The sequence below is a fragment of the Thermogutta terrifontis genome (assembly GCF_002277955.1).
Classification (GTDB): Bacteria; Planctomycetota; Planctomycetia; order Pirellulales; family Thermoguttaceae; genus Thermogutta; species Thermogutta terrifontis.
In genome coordinates this window covers 2,112,832-2,134,774 of the sequence record NZ_CP018477.1, presented here as the reverse complement: position 1 = coordinate 2,134,774, position 21,943 = coordinate 2,112,832, and the positions used below count along the sequence as shown (strand labels likewise).

Sequence of the window (21,943 nt, the reverse complement as noted above, 5' to 3'; positions counted from 1 at the left end):
CGAGAGTGGTCCCGTTTGAGATCGACCACACGAGGTCAACCCACCATCTATTCCCGGAGCGTCTATTTCGCAGAGGCTCGCTAGCAACCGGGTGCGCGATTCTTCTTCTAACCTGTAACCACTCTTGCGGTGTCACCCGACGGGTTCCAAGCGCACGTAGGTATCATAAAAGCTGACGCTTCCTCCCACGGGATCAAGCATGCAGGTGTTCTTCAAAACTGGGTCCACCCACATCACTGCGTTCGCATGGAATCCGGCTTTTCGGCGGGCCTCGCCTCGCACGATATGGCCATCAATTTCGATGTCTGAAGAACCCGTGGCCCAATGTCCAAAGCCCAGCGCGAAACTTACAATGCCTGGCCGGATGGTTTGCGTGGCGTGGAGTTTGGCGATGACCGCCCGGCGAGTTCCGTTTTTGAAATCCCATTCGCCCTGGGGATTTGTCGCGCTCACAATGCGCACCCGCTGGCCACTCTTTAATCCCAGCTTGGCAAGGTCGCGTGGATTTATTAGCAACACGTTCTCCGGCAATAAGGGCGTCAACCAGGGATCCACAATTGTTCGGCTTTTCGTCTGACTGATCACCCGATGTGTGATCAGGTGAAATTCATAACCTTTCTGCAATTCGGAAGGCTCTCGCCCGAGATAGTCTCGGACCGGAATGTATCGTGCGAATCCGGGATGCGGTACCCCGGTGCCAGAGTGAATAGTCATAGCTGTTTTTTCTTGATAAATGTTTAACAGACCTTTGAAGGCGTGTGTATGATGAGTATCACTGAACGCCTTTTCAAAGGCTTCGAAGCGACCTCCACGGTTCAATACATAGACCACCTTTCGCCATAGATTTTCACCCACGATCCGTTTCCAGCGCGCGGCGTCGAACACCGATTGCGGCAGATGCCGTCGCGCTTTGAGAAAGATTTCTACCTCCTCATCGGCCGCGTCGGGGACAGCCGTCGAGCCATCGGGCTGATCACCCCACGCCAAATTGGCAACGGCCCGAAGATAAAAGTCGTCCGGATGATTTAAATCGAGCGGCTGTCCGTTCTTGTCTGCCCCCAGTCCACCGGGTCCAAAGCCCGGCAGTTTTAGGTACTCCGCAATCCCAAAGATCATCGCCTCAAACGAAAGGGGTAATTTTTGTCCGAAAACGGCACACTCCTCGGGAATCGGGGCTATGACCGGCTGCCTGATGGGTTGTACCTTGTGGGGAATATTGGGATGACTGCCATGGAATTCCCACCTTTCCAGGAAGGAGAGATCCGGGAAGATGTAATCCGCATACATCGATGCACTGCCGACAAGAATATCGTTCGCAATAAACAGCGGCAGCTTTTCAACGTCGGCAAGGATTTCTATATTCGTATGCCCGGCCGGCAGTGCATAGGGAGGCGCTCCCATATATAAAAACAATGCCTTGACCGGATACGGATACTTATCGCCAATGGAAGGTATAATCTCTTCATAAACATCCGAGGAGAGTGGATACCACGGCCTATTTGCGGGATAACCATCAAAAATGGTCGTTTGCTCATACGATACTTCATGACGGATGCAGCTTATACCGAAGGCTACAGCTTTGCTGGGATGCTGCGTCAGATCGAAAACTCCTTTTTTGTGATCGTATGTCGCGGCTTTGAGCATCCCCCCTTTGGCCCCAATATTCCCAAGCAGGATGTTGACTGTCATCCAGGCAAGAACGTTATAGAAACCGTTGGTGTGCTGTGCCGCTCCACGGTGGATATCCACTGCGCTTTTACGTCCGTGCGAGACCAATTCTCGAGCCACGGCCGCCACGTCCTTCGCGGGCACGCCACAAATTTCGCACCACTCTTCAAAGCTTCGTGAAAAAGCTTCCTCTTTCAAAATTTGCAGAGCCGATTTAGCTGGCGTACCATCGGGAAGTTTTGTATCAACGAACAGATCGCCGAACACGGCCTCCTGATCGTCATTGGGATCAACGGCCTTCAATGTACCTTGCGACATGACGACCATGAATTTTTCTTCATATTCGACTTCTTTCTTCGACGTCTCGTCCAGGTAGCGTCTTTTCTCCGAAGCGCGTAACGGCGTTCCATCGATCGAGATATCTGCCGCCCGTACAAACTTTCCGGGTTTTCCGTCCGGACAGGCGACCAACCACGTGGCATTACTCCATGCCGGGTCGCCGATCTGGGCGGCCGCAGCCCGATTGGCTGCCGAAAGGAACTTCGCGTCATACCCGCCATGCTCGAACATCCACCGCATGACGGCCAGGGCCAGCGCCGCATCCGTCCCCGGTTTTATCGGCAGCCATTTCCAGGCTTTGCTGGCCAACTTGCTGAATCGCGGGTCAGCCACCGCGATTTTCGCCTGCTTCGTGGCAAGTCGTTCTGTGATGCGCACCGCACGATTCGGGGGACCATAGTTCGCCTCGAACAAATTGGCCCCGACAAACAGCACAAATTCCGCGTGGTCCAGATCAGCCTGCCAATAGAACTTCGCCCCTTGGGAAAACTTCCCTCCCACGTATTGTTCACTGATTGCCTTACACGTGAAATAAAGCGAGCCCTGACAGACCGTCGTATGGCCATGGGCATTGACCGTCCCCAGGGCTGCCGCAAAACGCTTATAGAGATCACCGCGTCCATCTTTCAGTCGGCCCCACGCCAAAACGATTTGATTATTTTTTGGCCCCAGGTCCGGATGATCTGGGTCAATCAGGAGGTCAAGATGCTCGCTAAATTTCTTTTTAAAGGCTTCAACGAGCGCGCGCTTCTTATCATGGTCCTTCTCATTCAGAATACCGTCCACATCTTTTTTCATCTCAACGGCCAGTCCTGGGTCACGAAGGGCTACAAGGTCTTTCAGGCCCTCCACGTACCTCTTTTCCTCCCCCGGCACGTGTTTGAATAAATATCCCCCTTCACAAATTTCTTTGACTGCCTCCTCAAAACTGATCGTGATCCAGCGATTTTCGCCGCGTTTTCCTGCCCGCTTGAGCACCTTGCGAATACGATACGGATCATAGGCCGTCTGCAGGCCAGCTTGCCCCTTCGGACAGATTGAACCATCGACCAGCACCGCTTCCGCCAGCGGCGTGTCGTACGGCAAGTGGGGATGGAGTGTCCATGGATTGTATGGATTGCCATCGATTTTAGTTACAATCCCGTCAACAAGTTTGCATTTAATTCCACAACCCGTGTTGCACTGCAAACACACAGAATGGATGATATGTTCACCCTTGACCAGCGGATAAGCTGCGTCCGGCCGTGCCGTATTGAGAACCCGGACCGGCTCGTCGTTTTCCGCCGCCGTTACTGCCGGCCCGATCATTCCGGTGCCCAGCAAAGCGCCACCAGCCAGAAATCCCCTTCTTGTGAGCCTGCGTTTCATTGCGTCGTCATCTTTCCTGTTTTCCATGATACACCTCGCGGATCATTTTAGCTCGTTTATTTGCTTGCGCGCCATTACTTACATAACGACTGTTACGCCGCAGCCTGAAGATTCTGTTTGTCTTTTACCGGTATAAGCGGCAATAACCAATAACCCAGGAAGAATAGCGTCATCCCCACGGCCACAACGAAAAACGTAACTTTCCATTCGAAAAAGCTCGGCACATAATGGAAGACCAGTCGAGGATGCACGTAGGCAGACTCCAGGCCACGGACATGGGGCACAATCAGTCCTGGAATGACGATATTCAAACGCACCGTCATGAATGTGACGGCGATGAGGAGACCTGCCAGCCCCACCGCCGCGGGACGATTACCACCAAAGACCAATAGCAGCAGAGGCACAAGCGTTCCCAGTCCCAGGTGAATAATCCAGAATACCCACCAAAATTCGCCAAACAGCACTTTATTCAATAGATCGACCTCATGTCCCACCCCGTACCACATCGGGATCGAGTATTCTGCCCATTCCAGCACCACGTCAAAAATGAGGAGCCCTAGGACGACCTTTCCCAGAAGCGTGAGCATTTCCCGATATTCAGCGTCCCCGTTTTTCCAGAATGCTGCCACAATAAATGTCATCAAGGCCCCTCCAGACACAAGCGCGCCCGTCAGAAACAGGATCGGCATCAGCGGCGTGTGCCAGAAGGGGCGTGCCGCCAGGGTACTGAAAAGCGCGCCCACGCCACCGTGAAACGTAATCGCGAGAGGTACTCCGGTGATGGCTAAAATCCGAAGATAATGCAGACACCGCTCCTCCTGCTCCGGGGACAGCGGCCCGCGAGAAAACGCGAGAGCCCGGGCTATCATACCCTTAATTCCGCCAACCGATTGCATTCGCGCAAGGTCAGGCCGCAAAGAAAACCACAGTTCCAGAATCATAATGATCGTATAAATGGTGTACAGCCACACCATCCATGCCATCATGGAAGTAAAATTTGGGTACAAAAAGACGTTGTAAAATCGGTCCATGCGCCCAAGGTCGAACCAAATAGAGAGAAGTGCCATAAATAGGGTCACTATCGCGACGAATAGCGACAATCGCCCGAGGTTTTCCAGTTGCTTGAAATCGAAAACATAGATCAAAGAGGACAGAAGAAAAGCTCCCGCAGATAGACCGATGAAATAAATGTAGGCCGAGACCCACAATCCCCACACCACATAGCTCCCGTAATTGGCTGCATGATGCCCATGCCACAAGCGCTCGGCGATTCCCTGTAGTCCGAGCACTGCAAAGAAAATCCAGGCAATTATTACGAGCACCTGGAAAATCCTCACGCCGAGAAGTCGTGCACTTTCTTTTTGCATGGCATCCCTCACTCAGTAGCTATTGCGTTATTGGATACCTGGTGTCGCCTTGATCAAATCAAATAGCGTACGCGCGGTTCTGTTCCCAGATGTTCCAGAAGCCGAATAACATTTGGAGCTGCCATCAACTCACTGACCAGGGAGTCAGGATCGTTGGCATCGCCAAAATATGTCGCTCGTCCGATGCAGGTGGTGACGCACATGGGAAGCTGGCCCACTTCTAAACGATGCAAGCAAAAGTGGCACTTGCGGGCGTTTCCAAGAGGCGAACCTTTAGTCCGATCCCATGACTTGGCGTACTCATTGGAGGCAATTTTTTCCCAGGGTGCGTTTTGCCCAAGAATGGGGAGTTCACTGGGAGTGTCCGCTTCCGCAGCTCCGTCCAGCCAGTATTCTCCCAGGTCCCGTGAACGGGCGTTGTAAGGACAGGCCGTGATGCAGTAACCGCATCCGATGCACCGGTCATAATTGACTACAACGACGCCGTCCGGGCGTTTCCACGTGGCATGAACTGGGCAAACTGGCACGCAGGGTGGTACGTCACATTGCATGCAGGGCCGCGGAAAAAAACGCATCTGAACATGCGGATATTCCCCATACTCTTCAGTGACGACGGGACGATAGACTACCCCTGGCGGAAGATGATTTTCAGCCACACAGCCCACGGTGCACGCATGACATCCCACACACTTGCGCGTGTCGATGATCATCACCCACCGCCGCTGCTCCATAGGCTTGGCCATAGCGCGGGCCAGGTCCCGCTGCATGCGGATGAGAACATCTTCCTCGGGTGATGGCTTAACACTGGGAAGCACGTCAATGTGGCGAACCGTCTCTTCCCCCACCGGGTCGGTCGTCCGGTGGTCAAGCCGGGCCGTTACTGCGGCTGTCGCTGCGACGGCAGCACCGGCCCCAATGATGGCTCCGGCTTCCAGAAACTCACGGCGAGTAGCTCCCATCGCTTTTTCTCCTCTCTCTTGTTGAACCACTTGTTTTGCGCTGGCGGCTTCTCCTGGGGGACTGCAATGTCGCGCAGTCACACCATTCCAAATGCACCTGCCCAATCACCGGGGAAGAGGCTGTCAAATCTGCAAGCGTGGTGCTGCGGAGCTTTTCCCGAATGACCTCACGCTCGCGCTGCCAGAAATCATGGAATGGGCAATTCCGTTCGCCCTGGCAATCTTGAAAACCCAGCAGGCACCGGGGTGGCCATTGTCTCTCCAGAACCGCCGCGATATCTTCCAAAGTGACCTGCTCGGCCGGACGCCGGAGCTTGAAGCCGCCGCGATAGCCCCGGCGCGATTCGACAATGCCGTGCTTTTCCAGAGTGTGTAAGACCTTTGACAGATAAGCCCAGGGAATACCGGTGCACCTGGCGATATCTTTGGCCAAAACATACGAATCCGGGGTGCGGCTCAAACACCCCAGCGCCAGTACCGCGTAGCCAGTCGTTTGAGAGAGCGCGAGCATCCCAGTATCCCTCCATCGTGCTCAAGTATATACCTTTCTGACATTCAGGTCAACAATTTTTCTGACACAGACATCTTAAAAGAATTTCTGTCTATTTCCTTTGGCAAAAATAACCGGTCCAACGCCGCACGCGTTTGATCTTTTATGGCCGACGAGACACCGGATGAATATGGAACCGCTCAAGTGGTTTGCCTTACGGAATCGGCTACCATCGGGCACAGCCGGCGACGGGGTGGTCCTGTTGGAAAGTCACGCTCGGCTGTTCATGAACAACAAGGTGTGTCGGCAACCAACAAGAAATGACGAATGCCCGAACTTTCTTTTACGCTTCGGGCATTCGCCCACAATAACGCGTTACGTGTGACTTCCGCGACGGCCGGTCAAGCACTCCAGGCCACGTGCCACGGTGCGTTCCGCAGCGTGCGAAGCCGACCGCGTCCGTCTCGTTTCAATCCTGCTCTTGCGGCCAGGGATAATCAGCCCGTCCCGCTTCTTTATCGAACCGCCCGGGAGGGAGGGACTTCTGCCACGCGATCCCTTTTTTCATGAGTTGCTGGACGACGTCGGGGTGCTCTGGGGCAACATTGTTGTACTCGCCGGGATCACGAGGAATGTCGTAGAGCTCGACTCGTGAGCCATCCGGATTAAATAGAAGCTTGTACGGTCCTTCGCGCACGGCAAGGATTGGACTCCGATTCCAGGGGTGATTGAATATTCGGAATCGCCACTCCCAGAAGAGCGTTCCGCTCCTCTGAACATTCTTGTCCCCGCAGAAGGCCTGGGCCATGCTTTCGCCGCGGCAGGCTGCTTTCACCTCGGCGGGCAAACTCACTCCGGCCAACTCGCACAGCGTGGGCAGCAAGTCGACACCGCAAACGACGGTGGTATTATTCACAAGGCCAGCGGGAACTTTAGCGGGCCAGCGCACAATGAACGGTACCCGGATGCCGCCTTCGTAAAGGCTCCTCTTGCGACCGCGAAGCGGTCCTGCACTGCCATAAGCCGACCACGAGGCGTTTGCGATATCAATATCCTCCGGTCCGTTATCAGAGGAGAAAATAACCACCGTGTTTCGCGTCAGGCTGAGCTCGTCGAGCGCAGCGAGGAGCCGCCCTATTTGGCGATCCATTTCCACGACGGTGGCCGCATAGACCATAAAGGGACTGGTGAATCCGTCGGGCACCCGACGGCGAAACGGCGCCATTTGCGCCGGTGAAGGTGCCAAAGGAGCGTGGGGATCATTAAGCCACAACTGGCAGTAAAAGGGTTTTCCAGAAACGCCTCGCAGGGCCTCGATTGTGGCGTCAACAAGTTCCCTGGCCGCAACCGGCCGTTCCTCCACACTCCAAAGATTTCTACCGCCCTCCTGACAATCGATCCATCGGGCCACGTCGAAACCATATACTTCCAACCCGCTCCCCGCCGCGGGCGGACGCCCCAGGTGCCATTTACCCACGTGGATCGTTGTGTAACCCGCCGCTTTCAAGAGCCTGGGCAACGTGGGGACTTGCGGGTCCAGATAATTTGGCATATCTCGGGCAGCGTTTTGCTCGGGCGTGGCCAGATGACCATGAATCCGCAATTCCGCCGGATAACGCCCCGTCATCAGGGCTGCCCGGGTGGGAGAACACACCGATCCCGCCTGGTAGTACTGGGTAAAAAGAATGCCCTCCCGTGCAAGCCTGTCCAGGTTGGGGGTACGAAACTGGCGATTTCCATAGCAACTGAGATCACCCCATCCCAGATCGTCTGCCAGGATGAAGAGAAAATTGGGCCGCGAGGCTTCATCCTCCGTTTCACCAGCCAGGACGCTGCAGCGGATGCTCAGTGCCCCCACTATCGCGGCAGAAGCAACCAGACCCCACACTATCTTCATCTTCGGCACGTGCATATTACACCTCCATTCCCAGACAAGACCACGCGATCTCACTGTTAACGCCACGCCAAAGTATTTATAACTCCCGACCTTATGGGCGCACGGGTTTCGGAAAGACCTCCACGTCTGGTCGATGCTGTCCGCCAACCTGGGAGTCTCTACGATCGCTGTTTTTTGACGGAGAGTTCCCCAATGCCTCAGCCCGACTTGATAGAAGTGTCATCGCAAATCCTTGATCTTCCCAGCCGCCATGTGCCGTGACTGGATGCCATCCAAACAGTTAACGACGTATACTTTTCAGCGATGATTGCGAGGAAAGAGCTTCTGCTCACCGGATTGTCAGCCTAAAATCTGCTAAGGACGTTTACAAAGTCAACCAAGTTTCCAAGATGAATCATTCTTCGGCTTCCTGGCCATATTTCTGGTGGGACGTTTCGAGTCGAGAGCCGCCGTGACGAATGCACGTTTGCGTTTTCGCACATTGAGCGAGCACCTGAAAGCACATTGGCAAATTGCGTTGGTTGTCGGGCTTTTCAGTGTGGTGGTTGCGATTGCAGGCGTGATTTTTCTGCCTGGAGCCCTGGCCGCCGACGCACGCCGCCGTGCCGCAGAAGCGATTCGGCAAGGCCAGGTGACATCTGCGAAACAATGGCTCGATCGGGCGGAAAAACTTGCGCCACGCGATGGGCGTGTTTTCCTTCTCCGGGCCACACTCTACCGCCGCCTGAATCAACCGCAGGCGTTCGGCGAGGCAATTTCACAGGCCAAGCGTTTGGGTGCACCTTCCGGTCTCATTGAGCAGGAACAGCGTCTCGCGCTGATCCAGGCAGGTCGTTTAACGCCTGGCAAGGGGAACGATGTGGGAGACCTCATCGCCCAGGGTTACGATCCAAACCAGGTGGCGGAGGCTTTCATATACGGAGCTATTGCCAGGAAACACTTTGAGGAGGCGGAGCGGGTTCTGACTGCGTGGCGGGCGGACAGGTTGAATGATCCGAATGTCATTTACATGGAGGGTGTTTATCACCAGCACCGGGGAGACCTCGTCCAAGCAGAAAATGCCTATCGCAAAGCGCTGGCTCTGGAACCCCATCATGAGCTAGCCCTGCTTGCGCTGTGTGAATTGCTGGAGCAGCAGGATCGGTGGGGCGAGGTGCTCGCGGTAAGTCAGCAGTGGTATGAATCCCTTCCCCAAAGCGATCTTGCCAACGCCTGTTTTGCGCGGGCTTTGCGCTCCAACGGTGATTGGGAAACAGCGCTGGCCATTCTGCGATCTGATGTCGGACAGCTCTTCGCCTCTCCAGAGTTGATTCGCGAGATAGCGGAACTCGAGCTCGAATTGGGCTGTGCGGCACAGGCACGGCAATGGCTCCGCCACATTGATTATCATCACACATCGGATCGAGCACTCCTCCATACGGCGGCCCTTGCGGAAGGGCTATCCGGCAGCGCCATCGTCGGGCTCCAGCTCATGGAGCGCGCCGATCAACTCTTCCGCGAGCTATGTCGCCGTCAAGAATCCCAGCTCCGAAGTTCGATGGGCGTTTTGGGACCGATTCAGCAGCAGACAGAAGATGCCGGGGAGTCCACTGCGGGACATGCAGCGTCGTTCTTGGTTGCTCGCGAGAATGAGCGGACCCCATCTCAGGATCGAAAGTTCGGCGATTCCCGAACACCCGAGGACCTCTACGCTCGGTTTTGTGCTTCCTGCCATGGAGAAAAAGGAAATGGTGATGGCGTGGCATCGCGGTTTTTATTTCCGAGGCCCCGCAATCTTCGCCGCGACTTCTTCCGTATTGTAAGTACTGAAAATGCCATTCCCAGCGTGGAGGATATCGCGATTGTTATTCGCTACGGAATGCCTGGGACCAGCATGCGGGGTTTCGACGAGCTTTCTCCCCAGGAACTTTTCGGCCTTGCTCAACTTGTTATCAAAATGCGGCGTGAGGGGGTTCAGGATCGCCTGTTGGAAGAGTATCAAAAACTTGACGAGGAAATTTCCCCCGAAGAACTCAGGTCTGTGGCCGAAATTCAGAGCACTCCCGGCCCAAGAGTGGCCATTCCTCTTGCGCCGAAATTTTCCGAGGAATTACTGGCGCGCGGCCAAGCTGCCTACCATGAGCTGGGTTGTTCCAACTGCCACGGAGTGGAAGGAGCGAATTATTGCGATCTGGCCCTTTGGGACGACTGGGGATTTCCGAATCCACCGCGAAATCTTCGCCACGATTCATTTAAGGGCGGGGAGAGTTTCGCGGAACTCTATTTAAGAATTCGGCTGGGAATGCCCGGCACTGCCCATCCTGCCTGTTTGAGTGCTCCGCCTGATCAAGCGACTGCGCTTGTCATATTCTGCCAGAGTCTGCGGATGCGACCGGCATCGTATATGACCAACTACGAACGGTGGCTTCATGCCGAATCACTTGCGTGGTCACCGGCCTACGTTTCTTCCAGTCCCGCGATGAATGGACAAGATTGAATTCAGTGCTTTCCAGGAGATCCCGCAACAGATTTCATTTCATTCCAGTACACACAAAGCGGAGCAGCCACGTCAGAGGCCCCGCCGTCGAGGCCGGAATGTCGGCCAGCAACGATATCAAGATCGCCGTCCTCGTCCAAATCCGCAAGCAGCAGAATCGGAAATTGCGGCCAGCTCCTATCGACAATATGGCAGCTAAACGTCGGCCCGGGTTTCTGTTCCAAAATGATCAGGGAAGGTATTTCCATCCGCTGCAACTCCTGCGGCCGAACGCTTTTCGGTAGCCAGGCCGAGGCAACGATATCCAGGTCACCGTCCCCATCGAGGTCTCCCGTCACAGCGCGATAGGCACCAGGCCAATCCAGAAGTCGATGGTAGTGAAAACCTTCGGGCGACTCGGAGTTTCGATTTTCCAGCCACTGCACTCCGTGAGACGGATTCGCGTAGAGGTTATCGAAGCTGTCTCCGTTGGTGAACAAAATGTCAGTATCGCCGTCTCCGTCGAGATCCACCAGTTCCAGCCCACTGGAACCGAACGTCAGGTCCGGTCCCCGCCAGAGGGGACGACAGAGAAATCGATTATTTCCCAAGTTGACGAACCATTCGACTGCCTCCCACTCATTACTGATTAGCGCGACAAAATCGGGCCGACCATCGGCATTCAAATCCGTTACTGGGATGTGGATGGTTCCGGGGCGATGATCAAGGCGATGTGGAACAAAACGAAGCTGTCCCTCTTTGGTAGTCTCGTTTTCCAGCAGCAGAATTCCACCCGTGCGATAGTGCCCGAATTCTGCCACTAGAACGTCCGGGTCGCCATCGCAATCAAAATCGGCAACTCTCACATCGGCCACGCGACCCAGACCTTCAGCGAGCGGAATCACCCGAAATTGCAGTCCCATTTCTTCTGGACGCAACCAGATCACCTTCCCATCGTGGTGATCCATTGCAAAAAAGCTACCTAATTCGGCAACCACGAATCCAACTCGCCCATTGCCTTCCAGGTCGCAGGGCTCAATCCGGCAGGGGAATTGAAGCCTGGCAAGGACGCGCGATTGTCGTGACCTTATGTTCAAAGCCGTGATTGTGCCGGTGGCCATGTCTGAAATAACCAGCCAGGGCTGATCGCTACCTGGAAGCTTGTGGTAGGCAAGCCCCGAAACCGCCGGTGCCACACGAGGCCGTTCCTCCCAATCCACATCTTCCCGACGAAATGACAAGGGCAGGTTCTGCGCCGAATCTTGGGGAAGATGAAAGACCAGCTTGTCCGGCGCCCGTTTGCGGTAGTAGTCGACAACTTCTGCGATTGGCGGTGGGGTCAGGTCATCGCGTCCTGAACGGACGTATTGCTGATAGCCGATTCGAACTTCCTCCGCCCAGCGATCGCGGGGAAAAGACTCCGGCTGCGGTACAGCATGGCAATCGCCGCAGAACCTCCGGATGTGCTCCTCCACTTCCGCAAGACTTTCGGGCTGCGAGCGGGCCGGCCCCGTAATGGCACGAGCATTGAGCGGAACTTTCCTGCCACAACCTGTTGCCCCACAAAAAACAAGCGTGAGGGATATGCTAACGCAGATCCCCCACGCGCTCTGGAATCTCAGGGATTTCAGCGCTGTCTTCACGTATAAGAAACTTTGATTTCAGCAGCCGAGACGGTCAGATCACGGGGCTTGGACCGATTCGCCGCCGTCCTTGCTCCCCAAAGCTCCCCATACCCCGTAGGGGCTGGGTCCTGATTGGACCTCGATCAACGTGGGGTCACCGGCGTTGATAGTTTCCGAGATGAAGCGAACGGAAGCATCCGCCATCGCCACGTTCACACCTCCTGGGTGATTGCTGGTCGCCGTGATGACAGCGTTCCGCTCATCCCAAGTGCTGTCGTTGCAAGAGGGATTGTTGGGCGGCAGCACGGTGTTAAACCGTGTATACTGGGGAATGCCGCTTGCCCAGCGTCGTCCTGACCAGTTGGCCGTGCCATAGGTCCCCGTCAGGTACTCGTTGGGACGGGCAGGATTCCTGGTTTGCAGGCATTCCGCGGGGGCAACGGCGGCGTTGGGATTCAGGCTGGTCACATTGGTGGCCATCCCCTCTTTGATCAAATTTGCGTTACCGCCGAACAACCGTTCGGAGAACATGACCGTGTTGCTGGTGCCGTCGGTGATCGCCGCGAAAGGAACGCCCTGACGAAGACCGAACAGCCCACGACACGTTTGAGAGTTACCATCCCGCGCCCATCCACGATAAATGGAATCACCCACCGATGTGCGGTAGTTTGTACGGCCTTGATCGTTGACTCCTTTTTGCCTCACCTTACCGTCGGACGGGCACAAAAGGACGTCAATCTGCGTGGTCCAGGGTGGATAAAACCGGCTATTAGCTGGATCCCCTGGCGTGTTGGTGGATGGATCACGACCCCATGCCGGTAACACAGTGCCTCCCACGTTTAGCGGCCCGCTGATTTGCTGGTAAAGCGCCTGCTGTTCATAAAAGGGCAGGAGCAAGACCCACGTGGACAAACGCTCCGTATTGGTATTCACCGGGTCACCGCCCCACATGATACCCGTGCCAATTTCCCCCGGGGGTAGCATCTTGTGGACGTCTGCGTAATTGTGCGCCGCCAGAGACAGTTGCTTCAAATTGTTGGTGCACTGGGAACGCCTCGCTGCCTCCCGGGCCGCCTGCACCGCTGGTAATAGCAGCGCGATGAGAATGCCAATAATGGCAATCACTACGAGCAATTCGACGAGCGTAAACGCCTTCAGCTTGACCAACCTTCGCATAGGTCACCTCCTAGTGCTCCGTCACAGGAAAATTTTGGGATTGTCTTGGGTGGGTGGGATGGGATAGGATGGGTGGTCGTTTCCGTTCCCTTTTGCCAAGGAGGGTTGCCATGCGAAAGAAGTATATTGTCCGGCTGACCGAGGAAGAACGTCAGAAATGCCAGGAGGTCATTCGCAAGCTGAAGGGGACCAGCCAGAAGGTCCGTCGCGCTCAGATTCTGCTGAAGGCGGACGCGGACGGTCCGGCCTGGACGGACCAACAGATTGCCGAAGCGTTCGGGTGTCGGCGACAGACGGTGGAGAAGATTCGTCAGCGTTTTGTGGAACGGGGTTTTGAGGAGACGCTGGAAGGGAAGAGCCGGTCGGGGCCACCAGCGAACAAGATTCTGGATGGGGAGGTGGAAGCGAAAATCATTGCCACCCGTTTGGGGCCGCCGCCTGCGGGTTACGGTCAGTGGACGCTTCGCCTCCTGGCCCGTCGGTTGGTGGAACTGAAAGTGGTGGAATCGATCAGCCACGAGACAGTACGCCGGGCGCTAAAAAAAACGAGATCACGGCGCGGAAGATTCAGTACTGGGTGATACCGCCGGAGGCGGATGCGGAGTTTGCCGCTCAGATGGAAGAGGTGCTGGAGGTGTATTGTCGGCCATATGATCCGTTGCATCCGGTCGTTTGCATGGATGAGCAGCCGGTGCAGTTGGTGAAGGAAGTGCGGCGTCCGATTCCGGCGACGAGAGGGCATGCCCAGCGAGTGGATTACGAGTATGAACGAGCGGGGACGGCGGCGATCTTCCTGTTTTGCGAGCCCTTGGTCGGTTGGCGTCAGGCAACGGCGCGGGAACGTCGGACGAAGAGTGACTGGGCCACGGAGGTGGCGGCGCTTTTGGACGGGCGTTACGCGGACTGTGAGCGGATCACGCTGATCTGCGACAACCTGAACACGCACACGAAAGGGGCGTTTTACGAGGTGTTCCCAGCGGAGCGGGCTCGTCAGTACGTTCGTCGCATTGAGTTTGTTTACACGCCGAAACACGGCAGTTGGCTGAACGTGGCGGAGTGCGAGTTGAGCTGTTTGACCCGGCAGTGTCTAGCGGGGCGTCGTGTGGGAGAGTTACGTCTTCTTCAGGAGGAAATTGCGGCGTGGTCGGGAGACCTAAACGCTCGGCAGCGGGGTGTCGACTGGCAAATGACCGCGGAAGATGCCCGCTGCAAACTGAAGTCTGTTTATCCCAAAATTATCCTGTGACGGAGCACTAGCGTGTCACAGAAAGAACCGAAACGGACGCGAAGAGCACGGTACGAGTTTTTCGCAAACCCCCTGTGGAGCGACCGTAATTCTAGCATCCAGGCCACACCTCCGCAACAAATTGGTAAGTGAACACATCTTTTTGTCCTCCCGGCTTTTACCCCACAGTATGGTTGAATGATACCACTCACTACTGGCACGTTGCGTTCTCGCGCGTAAGCGAAGTATAATCCCCGGTGTGATAAACACTCGTTTCGCAGTCAGGTTCCGTGAGGAGGTGTGAGCCATGCGTTTTCCAAGGTCTTGTCTGTTGCTTTCTGTGATCGGGGCTCTTTTGGTGTTTGGATGTGGTAAGACGTCGGCAAACCGGCCGAAGACGGTCAAGGTGAATGGGGTGGTCCTCTACAACGGGCAACCGGTCGAGGGGGCTCTCGTCATGTTGGTGTCCACAGATCCTAACGGCCGCGGAGCAGTGGGCAAAACGGACGCTTCAGGGAAGTTCACGCTGACGACCTTCGATCCCGGTGATGGAGCTATTCCCGGAACTTACAATGTGGCCATTTCAAAAACCATTCTGGAAGGCGAACCACCACCGGAGAATCCGCAGAACACCGGTGGGGTCGAGCCGGACAAACGTGTTTCCAAGGACCTGCTTCCGCCGAAATACAAGGTGGCGGCTACCTCCGGTTTGAAAGCAGAAATCAAGGAACCGGGGCCGGTCGAACTCAAGTTCGAACTTACCGATTGAAGAAATGCCACTGCGGCCAGGCCGCCTGTAGCAGCGAGAATCTCGGGTGGGCTGCATCGCTCTCGGCGTGGATTCGCCGCTATCTCCTCCGCGCACGGCCGATGCGTCAAAGTTTGAGCCCGTAGGAAGGACAGAAAGCCGTTTTATGGCCTCATTACAGGCTGAGGGCGCTCAGCCTTCCGGGCCTGACCCAGCAAGCTGGGAGAATCACCCGCTGGGGATTTTGGCCGCGGCCGGCCGACGAACTGGCTTTTTCTGGAGAAAATCCTCCCGGTATTTCTGCAACTCGTTGGCAAGTTGTGCGTCACTTCTTGTGCAGTGCTGAATGGCCTGGTCTATCGTTTTGAGAGCATTTTCCCAATCACCTAGTTCTGCCCAGGCCGCCGCCAGACTCCGCAGACAGACTGGATCGGCATGATTGGTGGCCTCACTGGCGGCTTCTGCAAGCACTTTGGCGCGCGGCCCATCGCGAATGGCGTCGTCGGGACATGTCGCCAGAAAGAGGGCGACCAGCGATTGACAGTACGGATCGCCTTTGGCTTCCGATAGGGCACGTTCAAACTCAGCTCGGGCTTCCGGATATTTCCCCGACCGGGCCAAGGCCTCGGCCAGTCCCAGCCGTGCATCAATCAGTGAAGGCTCCAGTTCCAATGCACGCATGTAGGCGGTTGCCGCTTCCTCGTACTTTCCGAGCTCAAGATAGGCATTCCCGAGATTCAAATGGGCCGGTCCATAATTAGGAGCCAATTTGGTCGCCGCTTCAAATTGTGTGATTGCCTCCTGGAGCGATCCTGCCTCGGCGAGTGCGCGGCCGAGATTCAACCTCGCGTTGAGGTTGGTCGGCATTAATTCCACAGCCTTGCGGAAGTGCGACAGAGCTTCCGCTTTACGCCCCTGTCTTTCTCTAATAATGCCCAGATTAGCGTGGGCAAACCAGCAATTGGGATCAAGATCCAACGCCTTTTCCAGCTTTGGAATGGCTTCTTCCCACCGTCCCTGATCCATCAGAATGACTGCGATGCTCACGTAAGCTTCGAGGTAGTCCGGCTGTTTTTGGAGGGCCAACTCGAACCGCTGCAAAGCCTCGTCCAGTCGGCCCTGTTCATACAGTTTGATCCCCTGCATGCCGATCTCGAGATACTCAGTGGCAGGAACACGAATGGCGACAAATTCTTCATACGGGCGGTTCACAAATTCCGGGAGATTGACCGCACGGTTAGCGGCCGTCGAATTGGGAATCAAAATCGGTGGGCTGTCGTTACCGTTCTCGTCAATGTGCGTGAGAAACATCTGTGTGTACGGGGTGTTGACCTTCGAAGAAAAAACCAGCCAGCGGCCATTTGGTGAGAAGCTGTGCCAGGAGTTCATCAGACTGGTATTACACCGCATTCGCCGGGCCTCACCACCACTGGTGGGAACAATCCACAGTTCACTGTCGGGGCGCAGAAGTTGACCGTTCCGACATTTCACAAAAACAATCCACCTGCCATCGGGCGATACCTTGGGGAAGGTATTGCTCATTCCGTTGTGAGACGCCCCAGGAATCGGCTCAGGCACTCCGCCCTGGCCGTTTCGAAACGGAATGCGATACAGACTGTACTGAATCTGAGGTTCGTTAGGATCATTTGCCCGAGCAGCAGGGCGGTAACCCGGCGGATAAGGATCTCGAGCCTCCGCGCGGGCAAAAATGATTGTCTGCCCATCGGGAGTCCACACCGGATCACAGTGCACATATCGAGGATCATCGGCTCCGGGCAGCGGTTTGATCTGCTTCGTCTCCCGGTCGTAATACCCGAGTATTCCCCGAGTAGGATAAAAAACCTGAAGGAAACGATAGTCGGCAAAATTCTGAACGTAAACCGACTCATTCAAAGTCGTGATGACATAGCGTCCATCTGGCGAGACCTGCGAAAGGAATCCAATGGTTTTCTGGCCCGGCGGTTTACCTTCAAATGAGTTCCAACTGATGATGTCTTTTTGCTCGATGACCGTCTCCTTCTTTATCGGAACGATGGCGTAGGCGCCTTTATCCCCGGCAGGCCCATCCACGTCCATACCCAGCGTTTTTCCATCTGTGGAGAAAGAATGGCAATTCGCGCAGGTTAGCAGTCCCGTCAAAACCAACCGGCTTTCCGGTTGTGAAATATCACGCAACCTCCACGCGATTAGCGGGAGAAAGGCTTCGCTGAGGGGCTTGATGACGCCGCGTTCCGTCTGCGACGGGGCAAGGGGGACATCCCGGTAAAAGATCGGAGCACCTACCGGGTCTTTGGATGTCACACACGTTATGCTCCCGAAGGAAAGAACCCGTGTGGGATTTGCACTGGAAAACCCCACAATCTGCAGTTGATACGGAACTTCTACGGAGCGTCGTTTGACTATTTCCCACACCTGCTTGTGAACCGTCCAGGCCTTTGCCGTTTGCTGATAGGGTGTTCCCCGGTAAATCTCATTCGTCTCGGTAACACACCGGGGGTCGATTTCACCTTCTGGAGGTGAGTCACCGGGCACTAAAGCGCCCAGCCAGGACCTGCCGTCGGCCAGGACAAACGCTACCAACCAGGAGTCTACCCCGGGCGTCTCGTCATGCCAAAGGATCGTTGGCGGCACAATTTCGGGCGGGAAGATTGAACCATCGAGAGGATAGTCGATGGTTAGCTGGGCACCGTCGGCCCCAGGTACGCTTTCGTGAAGTTGCGCGGCGACTGCTGTCCAGGCCGTGTCAAGTGGCAGAGCATCGGAATCGGTTGAAGCTAACCTTCCTACGAGGATTTCCCGCAGCGTTTTGGAAAACATCAACCGGGAACGACCAGACCCGGCCGCCCCATTTCTCCCCTCATCGTTGGACCTCTCGTGTGTACTTTTCGCAGCCGGTGCCGAGTATTTGTCCGCAATGGGAAGCTGATCCCTGTTGTCTGAACAGCCTAACCAAAAGAGCGTGCAGCACCAAAAAGGGACAAGTACCTTCCTGAGCATATCCACGGTATCCTGCTCACCTGACGCGGGTGAAACTTGACACCCCACTGGCCGCAGACGTTTTGTGTCGCCTATTCTCGCCGCACTCAAAAGATTCTATGGAGTGACGTCACAAAAGAGCAAGCGAACCAGTAAGTCGTGGATCACGGCTGGTGACCATGCATCTCACACCTGCTATGCTTCGCGACCGAAGTTTTTTCCGCAGCGATGGTTCTCCTGCAGCATCACCGCCTGGGGCACTGTCTTTTACCGGCACTCCCTTCCCTTCACTGACTTCGGCTCCGGCGGCCATCTTCCTCACCCAGTTGTGGCCCGTTGTCCTGTGGCATGCTTGCGTGCCATTTGAGCAGCTTTTCTCGCAGCGACGCAACCACCGCGGGCTGTGCATCGGCCAGATTCGTCTTTTCTCCGGGATCGGTCTCCACGTCGTAGAGTTCCGGGCGGGAACCATCGTATTCGCAAAGGAGTTTCCAACGTCCTTCGCGGACCGCCAGATCCGGATACGGGCCGGTGCCGGCAAAAAACTTTCGATCCGGTGGCCTCCGCCAGAATAGGGGTGAGCTGCGGGAAACAGTCTGCTTACCCAGCAGGGCAGGGGAGATATCCTCGCCATCGAAAGAGATTTCCTTTGGCACTGGGATTCCTGCGATAGACAATAAAGATGGAACTAAATCCATGGCGGAGAAAACAGAAGTTCTGTTCCAGGTACCGATCGCTTCTTTTACCACCAGTCCGGGGCCCCAAACGATTAAAGGTGACCGTATGCCACCCTCGTACAGCGTGGCTTTCCCACCGCGGAAAGGACCACTCTTTCCCGCATTGACGTCCGGACCGTTATCTGAGCAGACGAGTATCAGGGTATTATTTCTTAGGTTGGCATTATTCCTGACGAATTCGAACAGGGGCCCCAGTTGTCGGTCCATCTCTTCCAAGACCGCCCTGTAGAGTTGAGGCCGGGTCCCGTCCCCCCACTTGTCCACCGGCGGCCAGAATGGCGCATGGACATCGTCGGGCCAGATATTGACATAAAACGGCTTGTTTGCCCGAATCGCCCTGCGCATGAACGCCATGGCGGCATTCACATATCCGCTGGTGATTTGAGAACGGGGCATCCACACGACGGGCCCTCCCAGAATCTCGGCGTCTGCCCAAATTCTGCCATACTCCTTATCACCCGGGCGAAGTGTGAGGGGGAGCAGCTTGGGGCCCATCCCTTCGAAATTTGTCAGTGATTCGTCGAAACCGTAAGCAGTAATTGGTGGGGCATCATCGACATCCCGCTGCCCGCCGAGATGCCATTTTCCAAAATGCCCAGTGGCATAGCCATTTTCCTTGAGAATCCGCGCCAGCGTTGGTGCGGATGGGTCCAGCCAATCGGCCATCCCGCGACGAGCATTGTCCGCCCGATTGTTCAGGTACGACGTGATCCGCCATCGTGTGGGAAACTGGCCAGTGGTGATCGCGCAGCGCGAGGGCGAACAAATCGGCGAATTGACGTAGAACTGATAGAATCGAATCCCCTCGGCCGCCAAGGCGTCCACATTGGGTGTTTTCGCTTCCGTGTTCCCAAAACAGGAGAAATCGCCCCAGCCCATATCGTCAATAAACACCACAATGACATTGGGGCGGACCTGTCGTTCTTCCCCGGCATAAGCCCAAGTGCTAACCGCAACAAGTCCGGCGAGAATAAAGATCATCGATCGCGGCATGGTACACACCCTCCCCGAGCTGGTTGTTGCGACCAGTGACCAGCCAAGCACCGCCTGTTTCGCCTGTCTAGGATAATGTGCTTCTCATCTCGACGGCAACCCGGTGAAAACCAGACCCATCCCCGCACTTTTAGCGATCTGCCACAAGCCAAAGGCCCAACGGGCTGTCGGGGCAGTTCCCGAGTCGCGTCGCTCAAATGCCTCGTATCGACGAATCGCATTCCCTCATGGGCAATTCATGAATTCCCCTATAGGTTCAAGTAGATAGAGCTCGGTGGGTCAAAGCGACTATCCGCCGTTGGAATAGGGACCTGGCAACCAGCTCCTTCCAAGCTGAATCTCGCTCCCACGCAAGCTGTTGACGAGGTCGGCATCCTTTTTCACCGGTAGAGAAAAATGGGGGATGAGTTAGATTCCGTTCCGCCGTGCGTGCGATTCGGGAAACAAATATTTTGCAAAACCAGTTGCCATCTGTCTCGCAACCCGGCCATAATAGGCAGCGACTTTCGATTCGCAATTTGGTGGTTCCCGAGGTAACAAGGAAACAGAATCATGGGGTGGTACCGACGTCCCAGGCGATCATCGGCCCGGGTTATGTGGACGATTGCACTGCACCTGAGTCTCGTGGCGTACCTCGTGCCTCCATCTCTATCACGGCTTCCCGCACAGCAGCCTGAGTTGCCCATCGCCGCGGCAGTTATCCGCGTGGCCCCGCCATTACCGCCACCAGCGGAGCCGGTCGTTGGCGTCCAGTCCGTGGAGGAACTCTTTCGGGCTGTGGAGACCGCAAAAGAAGGAACAACGATTCTTCTGAGTCCCGGTCGCTACATGCTCCCTCGTCGGCTGGAAATTCGCACCGACAGGCTGACGCTTCGCGGTGCCACCGGTCGACGGGAAGAAGTCATCCTCGACGGCGGGCCGCACCAACTCGGCGAACTTCTCGCCATCCATGGTTGTTCGGACGTCGTTGTCGCGGATCTTACGATTGAAAACGTTCGATGGAACGGCATCAAGCTGGATACAGACTCGGGAGTGCATCGCGTCACCATTTACAACTGCATTCTGCACAATATATGGCAACGCGGGGTCAAGGGTGTCCGGGTTCCAGCCACAGTCGCTCGTCCGGAAGGCTTCCGAGTCATGTATTGTCTCTTCTATAATGATCGCCCCAAAAGTTACGCAGATGATCCCGCAGATACGCCCGAGAATTTTCAGGGTAACTATATTGGCGGTATTGACGTCATGTTCGCCATGAGGTGGACTATATCGGACAATGTTTTTTACAACATTCAGGGCCGTACACGAGAGGGTCGCGGGGCCATATTCCTGTGGCACGACAGTCGGGACTGCATCGTGGAACGCAACGTGATCATCAACTGTGACGTGGGTATTGCGATCGGTAACTCATACAAGCCGCCAGACGTTCCGGTACACGCGACCAATATTGTTGTGAGGAATAATTTTGTCGTTCAATGTCCGGAATCAGATATTGTCGCCGACTATACCCGTGACTGCCTTATTGCCAATAATACGATTTTTGATCCCGAAAATCGCCTTGGAAGGCTCATCAGGTTGGTTCATGATAATTCAGGCACCGTAGTGGCCAGCAATCTTCTCGTGGGAAGTCCTATTCGGAACGAATCCACCAGCGAAATACGCTTATTGCAGAATCTGGTACTGCCACCCAGTCCAGACTTATTTGCGGATCCCAAGCGTGGCGACTTGCACCTCAAAACCCCTCAATTAGCAGTCTGCGACGGGGGCACCCCGTTACCTCAGGTGACCGAGGATTTCGACCGGCAACCGCGTGACAGCCGGCCAGACATCGGAGCCGATGAATGGCCGAAAGAGTCTCCGCTTCAAAAAAGCAATTGAAGAGTGAGAATTGATGTACTCACTTCCATTACCTTAACAATCGAA

At 55.5% G+C, this 21,943-nt stretch carries 14 protein-coding genes; 5 read left to right on the top strand and 9 right to left on the bottom strand.

Annotated elements, in window-relative coordinates:
• Positions 1-132: 132 nt before the first annotated feature.
• From THTE_RS07955 to THTE_RS07935, 5 genes are all read right to left on the bottom strand, one after another.
• The gene (locus THTE_RS07955) at positions 133-3,402 is read right to left on the bottom strand and encodes a molybdopterin-dependent oxidoreductase (RefSeq protein WP_095414929.1); all 3,270 of its coding nucleotides are present in this window, start codon (positions 3,400-3,402) and stop codon (positions 133-135) included.
• Positions 3,403-3,467: 65 nt separating this feature from the next.
• Positions 3,468-4,742, bottom strand: coding sequence for an NrfD/PsrC family molybdoenzyme membrane anchor subunit (gene nrfD, locus THTE_RS07950; protein WP_095414928.1), 1,275 nt, complete (start codon positions 4,740-4,742; stop codon positions 3,468-3,470).
• A gap of 53 nt (positions 4,743-4,795) precedes the next feature.
• Positions 4,796-5,701 (bottom strand): 4Fe-4S dicluster domain-containing protein, encoded by a 906-nt coding sequence (locus THTE_RS07945; protein WP_095414927.1) that lies wholly within the window; start codon positions 5,699-5,701, stop codon positions 4,796-4,798.
• Positions 5,682-6,212: an RrF2 family transcriptional regulator gene (locus THTE_RS07940; protein WP_095414926.1), complete on the bottom strand. Its 531-nt coding sequence runs from the start codon at positions 6,210-6,212 to the stop codon at positions 5,682-5,684. Before THTE_RS07940 ends, THTE_RS07945 begins: the two co-directional genes overlap by 20 nt.
• Positions 6,213-6,660: 448 nt before the next feature.
• Entirely contained in the window at positions 6,661-8,103 is a 1,443-nt protein-coding gene (locus THTE_RS07935) for a sulfatase-like hydrolase/transferase (RefSeq protein WP_095414925.1), read from the bottom strand.
• A gap of 436 nt (positions 8,104-8,539) precedes the next feature.
• Here THTE_RS07935 and THTE_RS07930 point away from each other — a divergent pair, with 436 nt between their 5' ends.
• Positions 8,540-10,564 carry a c-type cytochrome gene (locus THTE_RS07930; protein ID WP_095414924.1) on the top strand — a complete coding sequence of 675 codons (2,025 nt, stop codon included), beginning with the start codon at positions 8,540-8,542 and terminating at the stop codon, positions 10,562-10,564.
• Between the two features lie 2 nt (positions 10,565-10,566).
• On the opposite strand, the gene THTE_RS07925 is transcribed toward THTE_RS07930, so the two are convergent.
• Positions 10,567-12,018, bottom strand: coding sequence for an FG-GAP repeat domain-containing protein (locus tag THTE_RS07925; RefSeq protein ID WP_095414923.1), 1,452 nt, complete (start codon positions 12,016-12,018; stop codon positions 10,567-10,569).
• Positions 12,019-12,225: 207 nt separating this feature from the next.
• Positions 12,226-13,344: a DUF1559 domain-containing protein gene (locus THTE_RS07920; RefSeq protein WP_095414922.1), complete on the bottom strand. Its 1,119-nt coding sequence runs from the start codon at positions 13,342-13,344 to the stop codon at positions 12,226-12,228.
• Positions 13,345-13,454: 110 nt separating this feature from the next.
• Here THTE_RS07920 and THTE_RS07915 point away from each other — a divergent pair, with 110 nt between their 5' ends.
• The 3 genes from THTE_RS07915 to THTE_RS07905 all read left to right on the top strand — a co-directional run bounded on the left by THTE_RS07915 (position 13,455) and on the right by THTE_RS07905 (position 15,338).
• Positions 13,455-13,925, top strand: a complete 471-nt coding sequence (locus tag THTE_RS07915; protein ID WP_157731745.1) for a helix-turn-helix domain-containing protein — start codon at positions 13,455-13,457, stop codon at positions 13,923-13,925.
• Positions 13,922-14,590 (top strand): IS630 family transposase, encoded by a 669-nt coding sequence (locus THTE_RS07910; RefSeq protein ID WP_157731922.1) that lies wholly within the window; start codon positions 13,922-13,924, stop codon positions 14,588-14,590. Before THTE_RS07915 ends, THTE_RS07910 begins: the two co-directional genes overlap by 4 nt.
• 286 nt (positions 14,591-14,876) lie before the next feature.
• Positions 14,877-15,338, top strand: coding sequence for a carboxypeptidase-like regulatory domain-containing protein (locus THTE_RS07905; RefSeq protein WP_095414920.1), 462 nt, complete (start codon positions 14,877-14,879; stop codon positions 15,336-15,338).
• A 207-nt stretch (positions 15,339-15,545) separates the two neighbouring features.
• On the opposite strand, the gene THTE_RS07900 is transcribed toward THTE_RS07905, so the two are convergent.
• Positions 15,546-18,134, bottom strand: a complete 2,589-nt coding sequence (locus THTE_RS07900; RefSeq protein ID WP_168175810.1) for a tetratricopeptide repeat protein — start codon at positions 18,132-18,134, stop codon at positions 15,546-15,548.
• A gap of 446 nt (positions 18,135-18,580) precedes the next feature.
• On the bottom strand, positions 18,581-20,023 hold the full coding sequence (locus THTE_RS07895; protein WP_095414918.1) for a sulfatase-like hydrolase/transferase: 1,443 nt from the start codon (positions 20,021-20,023) through the stop codon (positions 18,581-18,583).
• A 552-nt stretch (positions 20,024-20,575) separates the two neighbouring features.
• On the opposite strand from THTE_RS07895, the gene THTE_RS07890 reads away from it, so the two are divergent.
• Positions 20,576-21,898: a right-handed parallel beta-helix repeat-containing protein gene (locus THTE_RS07890; RefSeq protein WP_095414917.1), complete on the top strand. Its 1,323-nt coding sequence runs from the start codon at positions 20,576-20,578 to the stop codon at positions 21,896-21,898.
• The last annotated feature ends 45 nt before the right edge of the window (positions 21,899-21,943 follow it).

Excerpts from the sequence above, each read along its gene's own strand:
- THTE_RS07955 (WP_095414929.1), bottom strand. The coding sequence starts at position 3,402 with ATGGAAAACAGGAAAGATGACGACGCAATGAAACGCAGGCTCACAAGA.
- nrfD (WP_095414928.1), bottom strand. The coding sequence starts at position 4,742 with ATGCAAAAAGAAAGTGCACGACTTCTCGGCGTGAGGATTTTCCAGGTG.
- THTE_RS07945 (WP_095414927.1), bottom strand. The coding sequence starts at position 5,701 with ATGGGAGCTACTCGCCGTGAGTTTCTGGAAGCCGGAGCCATCATTGGG.
- THTE_RS07940 (WP_095414926.1), bottom strand. The coding sequence starts at position 6,212 with ATGCTCGCGCTCTCTCAAACGACTGGCTACGCGGTACTGGCGCTGGGG.
- THTE_RS07935 (WP_095414925.1), bottom strand. The coding sequence starts at position 8,103 with ATGCACGTGCCGAAGATGAAGATAGTGTGGGGTCTGGTTGCTTCTGCC.
- THTE_RS07920 (WP_095414922.1), bottom strand. The coding sequence starts at position 13,344 with ATGCGAAGGTTGGTCAAGCTGAAGGCGTTTACGCTCGTCGAATTGCTC.
- THTE_RS07915 (WP_157731745.1), top strand. The coding sequence starts at position 13,455 with ATGCGAAAGAAGTATATTGTCCGGCTGACCGAGGAAGAACGTCAGAAA.
- THTE_RS07905 (WP_095414920.1), top strand. The coding sequence starts at position 14,877 with ATGCGTTTTCCAAGGTCTTGTCTGTTGCTTTCTGTGATCGGGGCTCTT.
- THTE_RS07900 (WP_168175810.1), bottom strand. The coding sequence starts at position 18,134 with ATGTTTTCCAAAACGCTGCGGGAAATCCTCGTAGGAAGGTTAGCTTCA.
- THTE_RS07895 (WP_095414918.1), bottom strand. The coding sequence starts at position 20,023 with ATGCCGCGATCGATGATCTTTATTCTCGCCGGACTTGTTGCGGTTAGC.
- THTE_RS07890 (WP_095414917.1), top strand. The coding sequence starts at position 20,576 with ATGGGGTGGTACCGACGTCCCAGGCGATCATCGGCCCGGGTTATGTGG.